Source organism: Intestinirhabdus alba (assembly GCF_009711095.1).
Lineage (GTDB): Bacteria > Pseudomonadota > Gammaproteobacteria > Enterobacterales > Enterobacteriaceae > Intestinirhabdus > Intestinirhabdus alba.
In genome coordinates this window covers 92,516-110,279 of record NZ_WMJZ01000001.1, presented here as the reverse complement: position 1 = coordinate 110,279, position 17,764 = coordinate 92,516, and the positions used below count along the sequence as shown (strand labels likewise).

The window sequence follows — 17,764 nt, the reverse complement described above, 5'->3', positions numbered from 1 at the left end:
CCAATGCGCATCATTATTGACTGCGATCCAGGAAACGGCGTACCCGGTGCCAATATTGACGACGGCCTTGCGCTGGCGCTGGCTATTGCCGCGCCGCAGCTCTCGCTGGAGCTGATCTCAATCGTCGCCGGCAATACGCCGGTCGAAACAGGTTACGCCGTCGCCAGCGATCTGATCCAGCGGCTGGGCGCTGCCGTTCCCGTTCGCCAGGGGGCGGCGCGCGCCCTCAGAGAAGCGCCCGAACCCTGGCGCGACAGGCTCGATCGCAGCGTTGACCGCTGCGGGCTACGGGAGCTGTGGGCGCGGACGCCCGCTCCGCCTCCCCGCCCGGCGGGAAAACCGCTGGCCCCTCAGGCCATCGGCGAGCTTATCTGCGACAATCCCGGCGCGATCACCCTGGTGGCGACCGGCCCGCTCACCAACGTGGCCATCGCCCTGCAGCTCTATCCGGAGCTCGTCCGGGCGGTGAACGAAATCGTGATCATGGGCGGGACGTTTCACGTACCTGGCTATATAAAAGACACCAACTTCGGTCTCGATCCCGAGGCGGCCCACGCCGTCTTAACCAGCGGCGCGCCCATCACCCTGGTGCCGATGGACGTCACCACCCGGACGCAGCTGCGCCATACCGATCTGGATCGCCTGTCGGCGGTGGAAAACGATCTCAGCCGCTATCTGGAGCAAACCCTTCGCCCGTGGATCGCCTACTCGATGCAAACCCGCGGCCTGCCCGGGTGCTGGATCCACGATGCGCTTACCATCGCCTGGCTGCTCGATCCCTCGCTGACGACCGTTGTTGAAGACTATGTTGACGTCTCGCTTGACGGCCTTACCCGCGGCATGACCTGCCGCTACGGGCGCGAGGGGCTGCGCCTCGAGGTAGGCATTCCTGAGCCGCGCGGCGCAAAGGTACGCATTTTGCAAAGTATCGATAATGACCGGCTGCTGGCGCTCATCGAAGGTTACATCCATAGCTACATATAGCGCCCCCCCCTCAGCAGAGGGGGGAAAACCGTTCACCCGGGGCGAGAGGCGGCCACTCCCGGGGCAGCAGATGAATAGACCGGCGGTAATTTTATCCGACGAAGGGGATTCGCGGGCGGCGAACGTTTAATGCCATCAAAGCGCCGCGCGTATGCCCGGTACGCCGGAACCGGCGACGGGCGGGTGTTACACTTATCTGACCGACAGCGCCCCGACGGCTTGACCTTTCCCCTGCGGGAAGGTTTAACCTTCAGGCTGTGTTCGTTAACCTCGCAATTAAGGAGAGCGTTATGTCCCAAACCATCAGCCTGGCCCTGGACGGTTTGTCCTGCGGCCACTGTGTGAAACGAGTCAAGGAGAGCCTTGAACAGCGCCCCGACGTAGAGCAGGCGGAGGTCACCGTGACCGAAGCCCAGGTCACCGGCACCGCCAGCGCGGAGCAACTGATTGAAACTATCCGTCAGGCCGGCTATGGCGCAACGTTAAGCCACCCAAAGGCTAAACCGCTGGCGGAGTCAACAATCCCGTCGGAAGCGCTGACAGCGGTCCCTCACGAGCTTCCGGCAGCCACGACCGACGACGAAAGCCAACAGCTGCTGTTAAGCGGTATGAGCTGCGCCAGCTGTGTCTCCCGGGTACAAAAGGCGCTGCAAAGCGTCCCGGGCGTCACCCAGGCACGGGTAAACCTAGCGGAACGCACTGCGCTGGTGATGGGCAGCGCGTCCGCCGCAGATTTAGTGCAGGCGGTGGAAAAGGCGGGCTACGGCGCGGAGGCGATCGAAGATGACGTCAAGCGCAGCGCGCGCCAGCAGGAGACCGCCGCCGCCACCCTGAAGCGCTTCCGCTGGCAGGCGATCGTCGCCCTTTTGCTGGGCGTGCCGGTGATGGTCTGGGGGATGATCGGCGATAACATGATGGTTACCGCCAACAACCGCAGCCTGTGGCTGGCCATCGGCGTGGCCACCCTCGCCGTAATGATCTTTGCGGGCGGCCACTTCTACCGCAGCGCATGGAAAAGCCTGCGCAACGGCACCGCGACGATGGACACGCTGGTGGCGCTCGGCACCGGCGTGGCCTGGCTCTACTCAATGAGCGTCAACCTGTGGCCCCAGTGGTTCCCGATGGAGGCGCGTCATCTCTACTATGAGGCCAGCGCGATGATTATCGGCCTGATTAATCTCGGCCATATACTGGAAGCGCGCGCCCGCCAGCGCTCCTCTAAGGCGCTGGAGAAACTTCTCGACCTGACGCCCCCCACGGCGCGCGTCGTCACCGACGGCGTGGAGAAAAGCGTACCGCTGGCCCAGGTGCAGCCGGGAATGCTGCTGCGCCTGACCACCGGCGATCGCGTGCCGGTGGACGGCGAAATCACCGAAGGTGAGGCGTGGCTGGATGAAGCGATGCTTACCGGTGAACCGATCCCTTTGCAAAAAGGGGCGGGCGACGGCGTCCACGCCGGCACCCTCGTACAGGACGGCAGCGTGCTGTTCCGCGCCAGCCGCACGGGCAGCCATACCACGCTGGCACGCATTATTCGCATGGTGCGTCAGGCCCAGAGCAGCAAGCCGGAGATCGGCCAGCTGGCTGATAAAATCTCCGCCGTGTTTGTGCCGGCGGTGGTGGGGATCGCCATCTTCAGCGCCGCCGTCTGGTACTTCTTCGGCCCGGCACCGCAGATCGTCTATACCCTGGTGATCGCCACCACGGTGCTGATTATCGCCTGTCCGTGCGCCCTGGGGCTGGCGACGCCGATGTCGATCATCTCCGGCGTCGGTCGCGCCGCCGAGTTCGGCGTGCTGGTGCGCGACGCCGACGCCCTGCAGCGCGCCAGCACCCTTGACACCCTCGTCTTTGATAAAACAGGTACGCTGACGGAAGGCCGCCCGCAGGTCGTGGCGATTAAAACCTTCGGCGACACCGTCGAGGCCCAGGCGCTGCGCCTTGCCGCAGCCCTTGAGCAGGGTTCCAGCCATCCGCTGGCCCGCGCCATTCTTGACCGGGCCGGGGACGTCAGCCTGCCGCAGGTCAGCGGCTTTCGCACCCTGCGCGGCCTGGGGGTCAGCGGCGAAGCGGAAGGCCATACGCTGCTGCTGGGCAACCAGACCCTGTTAAATGAGCGGCAGGTTGATACCGCAGAGATGGCGGAGGAGATGGCCGCCCGGGCCTCCCAGGGCGCTACGCCGGTACTGCTGGCCATCGACGGCAAAGCGGCGGCGCTGCTGACGGTGCGCGACCCGCTGCGCGACGACAGCGCGGCGGCGCTGAAGCGCCTGCACCGCGCCGGCTATCGGCTGGTGATGCTGACCGGCGATAATCCGACCACCGCCAGCGCCATCGCCAGGGAGGCGGGTATTGATGAGGTGATTGCGGGCGTGCTGCCGGACGGCAAGGCCGATGCGATTAAGCGTCTGCAGAGTCAGGGACGGCAGGTGGCGATGATCGGCGACGGCATCAATGACGCCCCGGCGCTGGCCCAGGCGGACGTGGGCATCGCCATGGGCGGCGGTAGCGACGTGGCGATCGAAACGGCGGCCATTACCCTGATGCGCCACAGCCTGACGGGGGTCGCAGATGCGCTCGCCCTCTCCCGGGCCACGCTGCGCAATATGAAGCAGAACCTGCTCGGTGCCTTTATCTATAACAGCATCGGCATTCCCGTGGCGGCCGGGATCCTGTGGCCCTTTACCGGGACGCTGCTGAACCCGGTGGTCGCCGGCGCGGCGATGGCGCTCTCCTCGATTACCGTCGTGAGCAACGCCAACCGGCTGCTGCGCTTTAGGCCGAAGGAGTAAGCCGCCGCCCCTGCGCAGGAAAACCGGGACGCGGCCCCGGAGGGGAATAAGGCGGGGGAATTGCGCCTTTCCGGCCTACGCGCTAGCATGGTGCTCCACAAGGGAGGCCGTATGGATCTGTTGTACCCGGTAAAAAAATGTCTGGCTGCGCTGCGCGGTAACCGCTACGCCTGGCCTGCCGTTGACGTCGTGTTGCCGGGTCATCGCCACTTTCATCTCATCGGCAGTATTCATATGGGCAGCCGCGACATGGCCCCCCTTCCCCCCCGGCTGTTGCAAAAGCTCAGGCGCGCCGATGCGCTGATCGTTGAAGCCGACGTTTCCGGCGACGATACGCCCTTCGCCAACCTGCCCACCTTCGCCGACCTGGAAACCCGCATCAGCGAAGCGCTACTGCATAGCCTGCGGAAGGTCGCCCGGGAGCTGGACATTTCCCCCGCTCAGTTCTCAACGCAGCCGCTGTGGCAAATTGCGATGGCGCTGCAGGCGGCCCAGGCGCAGCGGCTGGGGCTGCGCCCGGAGTACGGCATTGACTATCAGCTGCTGCAGGCGGCAAAGCAGGCGCAAAAGCCGGTTATTGAGCTGGAGGGGGCCGCCAGCCAGATTGAACTACTGTGCCGTCTGCCGGACAACGGGCTGGCGCTACTGGACGATACGCTGACGCACTGGCACACCAACGCGCGCCTGCTGCAGCAGATGATGAGCTGGTGGCTGCAGACGCCGCCGCCGGAGACCTTTACCTCCCTGCCGAACACCTTCAGCCAGCCGCTGTATGACGTGCTGATGCGCCAGCGCAACCTGGCCTGGCGAGACCGGCTGAACGCTATGCCGGCCGGGCGCTATGTGGTGGCTGTGGGGGCGCTGCACCTTTACGGGGAGGGGAATTTAGCGGCCCTGATGCGCTAAAAAAATGGCCAATATCGCTATTGGCCCGTCAAAGAGGAATTTCATCATTATTATTATGCCGCCGCTTTACGCGACGGGCAGATCGATTGTCGCTCAAACTTATCCTTCTGCCAATACCCCTGCGCCGGATAAGACTATTGAATCAATAGCGACGGGCATATACTTTATCTCCCCAATCCGTTCAGGCTGCGGGCGCTGAGCGCAGGGCTTATCCCACTGAGTGACGACCCGCGCGGCCGCAGCCTGAGAGTACCGCTATTTTATCTGAGCCAGGAGCGCTTTTTATGACGCCTGCCGTTAAGCTACTTGAAAAAAACCATATCGCCTTTCAGCTCCACGCTTATGAGCACGATCCCGCAGAAACCAACTTTGGCGACGAGGTGGTGCGCAAGCTGGGCCTGGATGCGGATCGGGTCTATAAAACGCTGCTGGTCGCCGTAAACGGCGATATGAAGCAGCTGGCGGTGGCCGTCACCCCGGTGGCCAGCCAGCTGGATCTGAAAAAAGTGGCCAGGGCGCTGGGGGCCAAGAAGGTGGATATGGCCGATCCGCAGGTCGCCCAGCGTACCACCGGTTATCTGGTGGGCGGCATCAGCCCGCTGGGGCAGAAGAAGCGTCTGCCGACGCTCATTGACGCGCCGGCCCGCACCTTCGCCAGCATTTATGTTTCCGGCGGCAGGCGCGGGCTGGATATTGAGCTGGCGGCGGACGACCTGGCCCGCATTCTGCAGGCCAGGTTCGCCGATATCGCCCGCCGTGACTAAGCGCTTTACCCACCGCGTTCGGCCCTGGACGCCGGGCGGCATCGCTGTGGGTGTTGGCGACCGCCCGGCGGCAAACGGCCCCGGCTAGCGCCAGCTGACCGCGTTTCCAGGTTCGTAAGCGCTCGCCTCCAGCGGCGAATGCTGCTGGATATACTCTTTCAGCACTTCGGCATCAATAAAGCCGGTATTGACGTACCCCGGCTTATCGTCAAGACGCGGATAGCCGTCGCCGCCGACGGCGTTAAAGTTCAGCGTCGCCATTCGGTAGGTTTTATTCGCTTCGATGGGTTCGCCCTTGATTTTCAGCTCGCTCAGCCTGCCGTTGCTGGCCACAAAGCTGACGTTGGCAAACTGCGGGTATGCCCCGGAGCCAGGCTTCATCTGCGCTACGGCGGTCAGGTAATCCACCACCGCCTGGCCGCTCATATCGGCGTACACCACCACGTTGCCGAACGGCTGAACCTTAAGCACGCTTTTATAGGAGATATCGCCAGCCTCAATGGCGTCGCGGATACCGCCGCCGCTCATCACCGCAAAGTCAGCGCCGGTGCGCGCTATCTGCGCCGCCAGAATCAGCTGCCCCAGATTGGTCTGTTCAAAGCGCACCCGGCTGCGATCGCCTTCGAGGCGCTGGTCGACCGCGCCGATTTTCACCTCCAGCTGCGCCTTGCCTTTATTGTGGAACGGCGTCAGCAGCGAAAGCAGCTGCGGATCTTGCGCAATTTCCGGGGTATAGAGCACCCGCTCACTTTTCCCGTCCTCCCAGGTCATTTTACGCTTCAGGTTTACCGGGATCAGGCGGTAATTCACCAGCTTCATTTCACCGTTGCGGAACTCAACGTCCGCGCGGCCGACGTATTTGCCCCACTCGTGGGCCTGCACGATCCAGATACCGTTCTGTTTATCCGGCGCGCAGGGGGTTCCCGGCACGTAGTCAACCTGCTTTTTATTGTCCCCGGTCATGCACACCGGGTCCTGTGAGTGACCGCCCACAATCATCGCCAGCGCGCCGGCGGGCAGGCTGCGCGCCAGCTCCACGTCACCCGGCGCGTTGGAACCATGCCTGCCGTCGTCATAGTGCCCCATATGGGTCGCGGCAATGATGAGGTCCGGCTTCTCGTTCCCCTGCAGCTCCTGAATCACCAGCTTCGCCTCACCGGCGGGAGGGCGAAACTCAATGTCGGTGAAATACTCGGGATTGCCAATTTTCGCCGTATCGTCGGTGGTCAGGCCGATCACCGCGATCTTCAGCCCCTGACGCTTAAAAATGGCCCAGGGTTTAAACAGGCGTTCGCCGCTGCTTTTCTGGTAGATATTGGCGGAAAGAAAGGGAAATTTGGCCCATTTTTCCTGCTGGCGCAGGACGCTGAGCGGGTTGTCGAACTCATGATTGCCAACGGCCATCGCATCATAGCCAATCAGATTCATACCGCGAAAATCAGGCTCCGCATCCTGCAGGTCGGACTCCGGAACGCCGGTGTTCACGTCACCGCCGGAAAGCAGCAGCACGCTTCCCCCTTCGGCGGCAACCTGCTGGCGAACGGCCTCCACCAGCGTTTTTTGCGCCGCCAGACCATATTCGCCGTATTCGCTGCGCCAGAAATGACCGTGATGATCGTTGGTGTGCAGAATGGTGAGTTTATAGGTTTTGTCTTTTTCGTAAGCCCTGGCCGGCTGGCTCGCCAGCGCGAACGCGGCCATTAACGCCAGCGCCGCGCCCCGTATCAACAGTGTCATGCTTCTCTCCCTGGCTCCATTTCAAACGCTGAAATTACCGCTGTGCGAAATAATAGACAAACTTATTTTCAGATTTGCGACTTCCCTCAAACTGCACCCGCGGGTATCGTAGGGCGACAATAAAAGCACCCGCCTCCAGGCACTTTCACCGGCATAACTCTATGGCAACGAATCAGAACGCTCAACCGCTCTCCGGCCCCGCTGCGCCGTCGCAAAAAGCACGCACCTCGTTTGGTATTTTAGGCGCTATCAGCCTTTCACACTTATTAAACGATATGCTCCAGTCGCTGATCCTGGCGATTTACCCGCTGCTGCAGTCGGAGTTTTCGCTGACCTTCATGCAGATTGGCATGATCACCCTCACCTTCCAACTGGCCTCATCGCTGCTGCAGCCGGTGGTCGGCTACTGGACCGATAAGTATCCGATGCCCTGGTCGCTGCCGATCGGCATGTGCTTTACCCTGAGCGGCCTGGTGCTGCTGGCGCTGGCGGATAGCTTCAGCGGCGTGCTGCTGGCGGCGGCGCTGGTCGGCACCGGCTCGTCGGTGTTCCACCCGGAGTCTTCCCGGGTGGCGCGCATGGCCTCCGGCGGCCGCCACGGCCTGGCCCAGTCCATCTTCCAGGTGGGCGGCAACTTCGGCAGCTCCCTTGGGCCGCTGCTGGCGGCGGTGATGATTGCCCCCTACGGCAAGGGCAACGTGGCGTGGTTCGTGCTCGCTGCGCTGCTGGCCATCGTCGTGCTGGCGCAGGTCAGCCGCTGGTACGCCGCCCAGCAGCGGATCGGCAAAGGGAAGCCAAAGGCAGCCACGGTCAACCCTCTGCCGCGCCGTAAGGTGGTACTGGCGGTCAGCGTGCTGCTGATGCTGATTTTTTCAAAATACTTCTATATGGCGAGCATCAGCAGTTATTACACCTTTTATTTGATGCAAAAATTTGGTTTATCGGTGCAAAATGCCCAGCTTCATCTGTTCGCGTTCCTGTTTGCCGTGGCCGCGGGCACCGTAATCGGCGGGCCTGTTGGCGATAAGATTGGCAGAAAATATGTTATTTGGGGCTCTATCCTCGGCGTCGCGCCCTTTACCCTTGTTTTACCCTATGCCACCCTCTACTGGACCGGGATTTTAACGGTGATCATTGGTTTTATCCTCGCATCGGCCTTTTCCGCCATTCTGGTGTACGCCCAGGAGCTGCTGCCGGGACGTATCGGTATGGTTTCCGGCCTGTTTTTCGGCTTTGCTTTCGGCATGGGTGGCCTTGGTGCAGCGGTCTTAGGGCTGATCGCCGACCATAGCAGCATCGATTTAGTCTATAAAATATGCGCCTTCCTGCCCCTTCTCGGCATACTGACCGTATTCCTGCCTGATAACCGGCATAAAGCCTGAGTTCTTCGCGGTCAAAGTTACACTTTGGCCGCGCTCACCGCCTGTTTCTATAAGCGTTTGCCCGACGTTTGACCACTCCTTTGCCAATTACTGTTTTTTTTGTGGCGAATAGCGTATTTCTACAAATTTCAAGCATAATTCTTAAACGCGGCCATAAAAATTGTCATAAACTATTACCTTAATTTTGGACCCACCGACCAAAGGAGACGGAATGCATCACGCCACCCCGCTTATTACCACCATTGTTGGCGGCCTTGTGCTCGCTTTTATTCTCGGCATGCTTGCCAACAAGCTGCGTATTTCGCCTCTGGTGGGCTATCTGTTAGCGGGCGTGCTTGCCGGGCCATTTACTCCCGGCTTCGTTGCCGATACCCGGCTCGCCCCCGAGCTGGCGGAGCTGGGGGTCATTCTGTTGATGTTTGGCGTCGGGCTGCATTTTTCACTTAAGGATTTGATGGCGGTAAAGGCCATCGCCATTCCCGGTGCCATCGCACAGATAGCCGTGGCCACCCTGCTGGGCATGGCGCTCTCCGCCGCCATCGGCTGGTCGTTGATGACCGGCATCGTGTTTGGCCTGTGTCTCTCCACCGCCAGTACCGTGGTGCTGCTGCGCGCCCTTGAGGAGCGACAGCTGCTTGACAGCCAGCGCGGGCAGATCGCCATCGGCTGGCTGATTGTCGAAGATCTGGTGATGGTGCTGACGCTGGTGCTGCTGCCTGCGGTAGCCGGCATGGTGGAAAAGGGCAACGTCGGCCTCGCCACGCTGGCGGTGGACATGAGCATCACCATCGGCAAGGTGGTGGCCTTTATCGCCATTATGATGCTGGTGGGCAGGCGTCTGGTGCCGTGGATCATGGCCCGCAGCGCCGCTACCGGCTCCCGGGAGCTGTTCACCCTGTCGGTGCTGGCGCTGGCGCTGGGCATTGCCTTCGGGGCGGTTGAGCTGTTTGATGTCTCTTTTGCCCTCGGCGCTTTCTTCGCCGGAATGGTGCTGAACGAGTCGGAGCTGAGCCACCGCGCGGCGCACGACACCCTGCCGCTGCGCGACGCCTTTGCGGTGCTGTTCTTTGTCTCCGTCGGTATGCTATTCGATCCACTGGTGCTGATCCAGCAGCCGCTGGCGGTGCTGGGTACGCTGGTCATTATTCTCTTCGGTAAGTCGGTTGCGGCCTTCTTTCTGGTGCGTCTGTTCGGCCACTCGCCGCGCACCGCGCTGACCATCGCCGCCAGCCTGGCGCAGATCGGCGAGTTTGCCTTTATCCTCGCCGGCCTGGGCATGGCGCTGGATCTGCTGCCCCAGGCCGGGCAAAATCTGGTGCTGGCGGGGGCGATTCTGTCAATTATGCTCAACCCGGTGCTGTTTGCGCTACTGGAAAAATACCTTGCGAAGACCGAAACGCTTGAGGAGCAGACGCTGGAAGAGGCTATTGAAGAAGAGAAGCAGATCCCGGTGGATATCTGTAATCACGCCCTGCTGGTCGGCTTTGGCCGCGTTGGCAGCCTGCTTGGTGACAGGCTGATTCAGGCGGGCATTCCGCTGGTGGTGATCGAAACCTCCCGTAGCCGGGTGGACGAGCTGCGCGAGCGGGGGATCCGCGCGGTGCTGGGCAACGCTGCCAACGAAGAGATTATGAACCTGGCGCACCTCGACTGCGCCCGCTGGCTGCTGCTGACCATTCCTAACGGCTACGAGGCGGGAGAGATCGTCGCCTCCGCTCGCGAGAGATGCCCTGATATTGAAATTATCGCCCGCGCTCACTATGACGATGAAGTGGACTACATTACCGAACGCGGGGCCAATCAGGTGGTAATGGGCGAGCGCGAAATCGCCCGCACCATGCTGGAGCTGCTGGAAACGCCCCCGGCAGGCGAAGTGGTCGCCAGCTAAAGCGATACCTGCTGGAGTTCGCCGGCCTGGCGCGGCGGTAGCGCGGCCCGCGCGACGAGGCGCGCTTTTCAGTTTGCGTCTTCGCCGGCCCGGCCTTACGACACAGGACCGGGGAAAAGAAGAGAGCTGTCAGCGCCGAAGGTGAGGCCCGACAAGCTTCAGCATCATCTCTATATGCGCCGGCCCGGCGTTGAGGGCGGGAATATACTCATATTTTTTGCCCCCCGCCGCCAGGAAGAGATCCCGGTTTTGCACCGCAATCTCCTCCAGCGTCTCCAGGCAGTCGGCGGCAAAGCCCGGACACATTACCTGAATATGGCCGACCCCCTTTTCGCCCAGCATCTTCAGGGTTTCGTCGGTGTAAGGCGTCAGCCACGGCTCGCGGCCAAAGCGCGACTGGAAGGACATCATCACCTTCTCCGGGGCAATACCCAGCGCCGAGACCAGCTCGCGGGTGGTATCACGGCAGCGCTGCGGATAATCGTCCCCTTCGTCAGCGTAGCGCTGGGGGATGCCGTGATAGGAGAGCAGCAGCAGATCCGGCTCGCCGTGTCGCGCAAACGACTCGCGCACGCGGTCGACAAGGGCGGCGATATAGCCATCGTCATCCGCATAGTCACGAATAAAAGTCAGGCCGGGAAGACGGCGGCGAGCGGCGAAAATGCGCGCCAGCTCGTCCCAGACGGCGGCGGCCGTCGAGCAGGAGTATTGCGGATAGAGCGGCAGCACCACAATATGATCAACGTTGCAGGCCAGCAGTTGATCCACGGCGCTTTCCAGCGAGGGGGAGCCGTAGCTCATGCCCAGCGCCACCGGCACCTCAGGCAGCCGCGCCGCCAGCGCCTGCTGCTGGCGGCGGCTGTACACCATCAGCGGCGAGCCCTCCTCCATCCAGATGGCCTGATACAGCTTCGCCACCCTGGGTGCGCGCAGCGGCAGAATCACCCCGCGCAGCAGCGGCCACCACAGCAGCGAGGAAACATCGACCACCCGCTTATCGCTAAGGAACTGCCGGAGATAGCGTTTTACCGCTGCGGGAGTGGGAGCATCGGGGGTGCCAAGGTTTGCCAGCAGGATGCCGGTTTTCGTCTGACGCATTAACGCCTCTATCCATTCAAGTAGCTGATAATTGTAGTGGAAAATTGATAACGAAGAACGTACTGCTGCGCGAGATTCAGCCAGGCTGCGCCGGGCGACGCAGCCTGTTTCGGGCCGGCAAAACGCCGGACCTGATGATAAACCTCATTAACCGAGGATTTTTTCCAGCTCGGCGCGAACGTCAGCCACGGGGCGGGTGCCGTCAACTTTGACGTACTGCGTGTTGCCCGCTGCGGCTTCTTTCTGATAGTAGCCAATCAGCGGCGCAGTCAGCTGATGGTACTCCACCAGGCGCTTGCGGACGGTCTCTTCCTGGTCGTCTTTACGGGTGGTCAGCTCTTCGCCGGTCACATCGTCCTTACCTTCTACCTTCGGCGGATTGAATTTGATGTGATACACGCGGCCGGAGGCGGCGTGGACGCGACGACCAACGATGCGGTCAACGATCAGCTCGTCCGGAACGTCGAATTCGAGGACATAATCCACCGCAATGCCCGCCTCTTTCATGGCGTCGGCCTGTGGGATAGTGCGCGGGAAGCCGTCCAGCAGGAAGCCGTTGCGGCAGTCCGGCTGGGCGATACGCTCTTTGACCAGCGCGATCACCAGCTCATCGGTAACCAGCTTGCCGGCGTCCATGATATCTTTCGCCTGTTTGCCCAGCTCGGAGCCGGACTTCACGGCGGCACGCAGCATATCGCCGGTGGAGATTTGCACAATACCATACTTCTCCATGATGAACTGAGCCTGAGTGCCTTTACCCGCGCCCGGAGCGCCAAGCAGAATGATACGCATTACGAAAATCCCCTTAAAGGTTGTCGATATTTTAAAAAAAGCGCTAAACGATACCACCATCACGCCCTTGTCTCAAGGAAGGTGCCCCGGCTGAAACGGTTAATGGTGAGATATTATGCGGAAGGTGCGGTTTGATGTCCTCACCCGGCCCTCTCCCACAGGGAAAGGGAGAAAGCCGGTGCTGAACCTGACTCCTCCCCCGCAGGGTGAGGGAGAAAAGTCGAGCCGGAGCAGTCCCCTCTCCCTTTCAGGGAGAGGGTCAGGGTGAGGGTAAAACTCAGGAGACCAGCAGCTGGTTCATACGGCGGATAAACTGGTTCGGGTCCTCCAGGGTGCCGCGCTCGGCAAGCAGCGCCTGATCCAGCAGCAGCTCGACCCACTCTTTAAACTGCGCCTCGTCCTGGGTGTCCGCGGTGCGTTTTACCAGCGCGTGCTCCGGGTTAAGCTCAAAAATATACTTCACTTCCGGAACCGCCTGCCCGGCGGCAGCGAACAGCTTAGCCATCTGGGTGCCCATTTCATCGGCGTCGGTGGTGACAATCGCCGGGGTATCGGTCAGACGATGGGTCAGACGCACCTCCTTCACGCGCTCGCCCAGCAGGCTCTTCACCCGCTCCACGAACGGCTCCAGAGCCTTCTCTGCCTCTTTGGCCGATTCGTCCACGTCGTCCGCCAGCTTCTCGATGGACTCATCCGCTTTGGCGACGGACTGGAACGCCTTACCGTCAAAGTCGGTCAGGTAGTTCATCATCCACTCATCGATGCGGTCGGAGAGCAGCAGCACTTCGATGCCCTTCTTACGCAGCAGCTCCAGGTGCGGGCTGCTTTTCGCCGCCGCGTAGCTGTCTGCGGTAATGTAGTAGATCTTCTCCTGCCCTTCCTTCATGCGGGAAACGTACTCTTCCAGCGATACGGTCTGGGCGGAAGTGTCGCTATGGGTGGAGGCAAAGCGCATCAGCTTCGCAATGGTTTCCCGGTTGGCGTGATCTTCCGCCGGGCCTTCTTTCAGCACCAGGCCGAACTGCTGCCAGAAGGTCTGATATTTTTCCGCGTCGTCTTTCGCCAGCTTTTCCAGCATCTGCAGAACACGTTTAGTCAGGGCGCTGCGCAGGTTGCGGGTCACGCTGCTGTCCTGCAGAATTTCACGGGAGACGTTCAGCGGCAGGTCGTTGGAGTCGATCAGGCCGCGCACGAAACGCAGATAGTTCGGCATAAACTGCTCGGCGTCATCCATGATAAAGACGCGCTGCACGTACAGCTTCAGGCCGTGCTTATGATCGCGGTTCCACATATCCCAGGGTGCCTGCGACGGAATGTACAGCAGGCTGGTGTACTCCTGCTTGCCTTCCACGCGGTTGTGGCTCCAGGTCAGCGGATCGGTGAAGTCGTGGGCGATATGCTTATAAAATTCGTTATATTCGTCGTCTTTGATATCCGACTTGCTGCGGGTCCACAGCGCCTGGGCCTTGTTGATTTTCTCCCAGGAGACCTCGGTCTCGCCCTCTTTCTCCTCCTGCTTTTCAATCTCTACCGGCAGGGCGATATGGTCGGAATATTTGCTGATGATGGAGCGCACGCGCCAGTCGTCGAGGAATTCATCTTCCCCTTCGCGCAGGTGCAGGGTGATTTCAGTACCGCGATCGGCCTTGCTGATATCCGCGACGGTGTACTCGCCTTCCCCCGCCGACTCCCAGAACACGCCGTTTTCCGGCTTATCGCCCGCCGCGCGGGTGCGCACGGTCACCTTATCGGCAACGATAAACGCAGAGTAGAAGCCGACCCCGAACTGACCAATCAGCTGGCTGTCCTTCGCCTGGTCGGAGCCCATGGACTCCAGGAAGGATTTGGTGCCGGATTTGGCAATGGTTCCCAGATGATCGATGACTTCATCGCGGTTCATCCCGACGCCGTTGTCGGCGATGGTCAACGTGCGCTTATCTTTATCGAAAGAGACGCGGACGCGCAGCTCGCCGTCGCCCTCATACAGATCGGGGTTTGACAGGGCGCGAAAGCGCAGCTTGTCCGCCGCATCCGAGGCGTTAGAGATAAGCTCACGCAGAAAAATTTCTTTATTGGAGTACAGAGAATGGATCATCAGATGCAGAAGCTGCTTGACTTCCGACTGAAAACCACGTGTTTCTTGTCCTTTCATAGAGATCACCCTCAACAATGCCATTCTGAATGGTAAAACCAGGTTGAGGGGGAGATGGGGCCGGGCGGGAAAAATTTCAAGCGGAGGCCGCGGACGTTGCCTCCGTTTGTTCAGAATTTAATCTTATGGCGACCGGCCAGCGAGTGCGACAGCGTGGTGCCGTCAACCATCTCCAGCTCGCCGCCGACCGGCACGCCGTGGGCGATCCGGCTGGCCTCGACGCCGTACTGGCCGCAAAGCTCAGCGATGTAATTGGCCGTGGCTTCCCCCTCAACCGTCGGGTTGGTGGCCAGGATAACCTCGCTCAGCGACTCGGATCCCAGCCGCTGCTCCAGCCGATCGAGACCGATATCATCCGGCCCGATGCCGTCAAGCGGCGAAAGGTGCCCCATCAGCACGAAGTAGCGCCCGGAGAACTGCCCGGTCTGCTCAATGGCGTAGATGTCCGCCGGGCTCTCCACCACGCAGATCTGCCCGTTTTCCCGGCGGCGCGGATTCGCGCAGATGTTGCAGACCTCCTGCTCGGTGAAGGTGCGGCAGTCGGCGCAGTGGCCAATTTCCGACATGGCGCGCGTCAGCGCCTGCGCCAGGCGCATCCCGCCGCTGCGATCGCGCTGCAGCAAAGTAAACGCCATGCGCTGGGCCGACTTCGGGCCGACGCCCGGCAGACAGCGCAGCGCTTCCATAAGCTGAGTTAACAGCGGGCTGGTTTGCATTAAATCATTCCGTCGTCGTAGATTTAGCCGCCCGATAATCCGGGCGGCACGGGCCGCTAAATGTAGCCTGTTTAACCGTTCGCAGGCAAGGCAGCATTATTTGCCGCGCGGCCCATCGCCGGGCCATCATCGCGGCAACCGTAACGGATGAGCGTCGACGACGATCAGAACGGCATCTTAAAGCCCGGCGGCAGCTGCATACCGGAGGAGACGGAGGCCATCTTCTCTTTCTGGGTTTCTTCGATACGGCGCGCGGCGTCGTTAAACGCGGCAGCAACCAGATCTTCCAGCATCTCTTTGTCGTCCTCCAGCAGGGAGGGATCGATCTCCACCCGGCGGCAGTTGTGCGCCCCGTTGATGGTCACCTTCACCAGACCCGCGCCGGATTCGCCGGTCACTTCCAGTTTGGCGATTTCTTCCTGCATCTGCTGCATTTTTTCCTGCATCTGTTGGGCCTGCTTCATCAGGTTGCCCAGACCGCCTTTACCAAACATAGGCTTCTCTCTTAAGTCACGTTAAAAATAACGATCGTAAGCGGAGCTTACGATCAAAGGGGGCGAATACTCTCTTCATCCAGCTCAGCGTCAAAGAAACGACGCAGGGTCTGAACGTTATTATCCGCAATTATCGCTTCGCGCGCCTGCGCGAGTTTCTCTTCGTAAATGGCCTGACGCCACTCCAGCGGCGTCATAACCGCCGGATTATCATCTTCAACGATGGTCAGTTCAACCGCTGAACCGGCTAACGCGCTCAGCGCTTCAGCAAGCCGCTGCCGCGCGCCGTCGGAGTTGAGGTGGCGCTGGCTCGAACGCAGATGCAGACAGACCGCGCCGCCGTTCTCCTCTTTCCAGGCGTTCAGCGCCACCTGCTCCACCAGCTTCGGCAGCGAAAGCTGGCTGACCTGCGCCGCCCACGGATCGCGCTCAATGGCTTCCGCCGCCAGCTTTGCCGCCAGTTCCGGCGTTTTTTCGTGCTCCAGCGCTTTCTTCAGCGCCTTCGGCGTGGCCACCGCCTCTTTGCTCTGCACCACCGGCGTGGTCGATTTCCAGCGATAGGCCTCCGGCTTCGCCGGGGCCTTCTCCCGCGCCGACGAGGCGGGGCGCGACTGCACGCGCTCCGACACCGAGGCCAGCCTCTCCAGAGCAGCGTTGTTCACCGGCCGCGCGCGCGAAGCGGCCGCCGGTTCACTCTTTTTTGTTTTGTTCGCTCCCTGCGCGCGCTGCAGCTGGCTGCGCGCCGCCAGCACCTGGCTGGTGGCGTCCGGCAGCGGCACCTGAGGTGCCTGCTGAGGGGGAGGCGCGACAGGCGTCTGAGGCGGCACCGCCGCCGCCGCGGGAGCGACCGGGGCCAGCGACCGACGCGGCGCTTCCGGCTCCGGCAGCGGCTCACGCGGGTGGAACGCCAGCGCGCGCAGCAGCGTCATTTCGACCCCCATCCGCCTGTCCGGCGCATAAGGTAGCTCTTTACGGCCAATTAATAGCGTCTGGTAATAGAGCTGCACGTCGGTCGGCGGCACGGTGCGGGCCAGCTCGCGCATCCGGACCTCAACGATCGCCATATCGTTGCCAAGTGCCGCCGGCGACAGCTGAACCAGGGCGATACGGTGCAGCAGGCCAAGCATTTCAACCAGCAGCGCCTCCCATTCGACGCCGCGGGCGGCGGCCTCGTTCACCAGCGACATCATCCGCTCGCCGTCGGCAGCAACAACCGCTTCAACCAGCGACAGCGCCTGATCGTCGTCCAGCGTGCCGAGCATCGCGCTTACCGCCCCGGTGGTGACCTGGCCGTCGCCGCTGGCGATGGCCTGATCGGCCAGGCTCAGCGCATCGCGCAGGCTGCCGTCGGCGGCGCGGGAGAGCAGCTGCAGCGCGCGCGGCTCGTGAGCGATGTGCTCGGCGTCGAGAATATGTTCAAGCTGATGGCGGATCTGCTCAACGTCCAGCGCCTTAAGATGGAACTGCAGGCAGCGCGAGAGTATCGTCACCGGCAGCTTCTGCGGATCGGTGGTCGCCAGCAGGAACTTCACGTGCGCGGGCGGCTCCTCAAGCGTTTTAAGCAGCGCGTTAAAGCTGTGCCGCGACAGCATGTGTACTTCATCGATCAGGTACACTTTGAAGCGGCCGCGCGCCGGAGCGTACTGGACGTTGTCCAGCAGATCGCGGGTGTCTTCAACTTTGGTACGCGAGGCGGCGTCGATCTCAATCAGATCGACAAAGCGGCCCTGTTCGATCTCCCGGCAGTTATCGCATACGCCACACGGCGTCGCGGTAATGCCGGATTCACAGTTCAGCCCCTTCGCCAGCAGACGGGCGATGGAGGTTTTGCCGACCCCGCGGGTGCCGGAGAAAAGGTAAGCGTGGTGAATTCGCCCTAGCGACAAGCCGTTTGCCAGTGCGGTCAGCACATGTTCCTGGCCGACAACGTCAGCAAAGGTTTGTGGTCGCCACTTTCGGGCCAGGACTTGATAACTCATGGACGGGCTCTGAAACGCTGGAAGGTGGATTCATAGGGGGGAATGCTAACACAACCTCGCTGATACGGCGAGGCTGTCTC

General features: G+C 61.5%; 13 protein-coding genes and 1 other annotated feature. Of the genes, 6 read left to right on the top strand and 7 right to left on the bottom strand.

Going from position 1 to position 17,764, the window contains the following annotated elements; genetic code table 11:
- Positions 1-3 precede the first annotated feature (3 nt).
- The 4 genes from GJV78_RS00520 to ybaK all read left to right on the top strand — a co-directional run bounded on the left by GJV78_RS00520 (position 4) and on the right by ybaK (position 5,446).
- A complete protein-coding gene (locus GJV78_RS00520) occupies positions 4-984 on the top strand; it encodes a nucleoside hydrolase (RefSeq protein ID WP_155106477.1) in 981 nt (326 codons plus the stop codon).
- Positions 985-1,274: 290 nt separating this feature from the next.
- Positions 1,275-3,776 (top strand): copper-exporting P-type ATPase CopA, encoded by a 2,502-nt coding sequence (gene copA / locus GJV78_RS00515; protein ID WP_155106476.1) that lies wholly within the window; start codon positions 1,275-1,277, stop codon positions 3,774-3,776.
- Between the two features lie 111 nt (positions 3,777-3,887).
- Positions 3,888-4,682, top strand: coding sequence for a TraB/GumN family protein (locus tag GJV78_RS00510; RefSeq protein ID WP_155106475.1), 795 nt, complete (start codon positions 3,888-3,890; stop codon positions 4,680-4,682).
- Positions 4,683-4,966: 284 nt separating this feature from the next.
- Positions 4,967-5,446, top strand: coding sequence for a Cys-tRNA(Pro)/Cys-tRNA(Cys) deacylase YbaK (ybaK, locus tag GJV78_RS00505; RefSeq protein ID WP_155106474.1), 480 nt, complete (start codon positions 4,967-4,969; stop codon positions 5,444-5,446).
- An 84-nt stretch (positions 5,447-5,530) separates the two neighbouring features.
- On the opposite strand, the gene ushA is transcribed toward ybaK, so the two are convergent.
- Positions 5,531-7,183, bottom strand: a complete 1,653-nt coding sequence (ushA, locus tag GJV78_RS00500) for a bifunctional UDP-sugar hydrolase/5'-nucleotidase UshA (protein ID WP_155106473.1) — start codon at positions 7,181-7,183, stop codon at positions 5,531-5,533.
- A gap of 161 nt (positions 7,184-7,344) precedes the next feature.
- On the opposite strand from ushA, the gene GJV78_RS00495 reads away from it, so the two are divergent.
- Both GJV78_RS00495 and ybaL read left to right on the top strand, forming a co-directional pair.
- A complete protein-coding gene (locus tag GJV78_RS00495) occupies positions 7,345-8,565 on the top strand; it encodes an MFS transporter (protein ID WP_155106472.1) in 1,221 nt (406 codons plus the stop codon).
- Positions 8,566-8,776: 211 nt separating this feature from the next.
- Complete coding sequence (ybaL, locus tag GJV78_RS00490; protein WP_155106471.1) at positions 8,777-10,453, top strand: YbaL family putative K(+) efflux transporter; 1,677 nt, start codon at positions 8,777-8,779, stop codon at positions 10,451-10,453.
- 129 nt (positions 10,454-10,582) lie between these two features.
- Here the strand turns inward: ybaL and hemH are convergent, their stop codons facing one another.
- From hemH to dnaX, 6 genes are all read right to left on the bottom strand, one after another.
- Positions 10,583-11,551, bottom strand: coding sequence for a ferrochelatase (gene hemH / locus GJV78_RS00485; RefSeq protein WP_155106470.1), 969 nt, complete (start codon positions 11,549-11,551; stop codon positions 10,583-10,585).
- 147 nt (positions 11,552-11,698) lie between these two features.
- Positions 11,699-12,343 carry an adenylate kinase gene (adk, locus tag GJV78_RS00480; protein WP_155106469.1) on the bottom strand — a complete coding sequence of 215 codons (645 nt, stop codon included), beginning with the start codon at positions 12,341-12,343 and terminating at the stop codon, positions 11,699-11,701.
- 277 nt (positions 12,344-12,620) lie between these two features.
- On the bottom strand, positions 12,621-14,495 hold the full coding sequence (gene htpG, locus GJV78_RS00475; protein WP_155106468.1) for a molecular chaperone HtpG: 1,875 nt from the start codon (positions 14,493-14,495) through the stop codon (positions 12,621-12,623).
- Between the two features lie 110 nt (positions 14,496-14,605).
- Complete coding sequence (gene recR, locus GJV78_RS00470) at positions 14,606-15,211, bottom strand: recombination mediator RecR (protein WP_155106467.1); 606 nt, start codon at positions 15,209-15,211, stop codon at positions 14,606-14,608.
- Positions 15,212-15,375: 164 nt separating this feature from the next.
- The gene (locus tag GJV78_RS00465) at positions 15,376-15,705 is read right to left on the bottom strand and encodes a YbaB/EbfC family nucleoid-associated protein (RefSeq protein WP_001515903.1); all 330 of its coding nucleotides are present in this window, start codon (positions 15,703-15,705) and stop codon (positions 15,376-15,378) included.
- A gap of 53 nt (positions 15,706-15,758) precedes the next feature.
- The gene (dnaX, locus tag GJV78_RS00460) at positions 15,759-17,684 is read right to left on the bottom strand and encodes a DNA polymerase III subunit gamma/tau (protein ID WP_155106466.1); all 1,926 of its coding nucleotides are present in this window, start codon (positions 17,682-17,684) and stop codon (positions 15,759-15,761) included.
- Positions 16,362-16,426 (bottom strand) — a sequence feature (DnaX frameshifting element). Its footprint overlaps the gene before it by 65 nt.
- Positions 17,685-17,764: the final 80 nt, after the last annotated feature.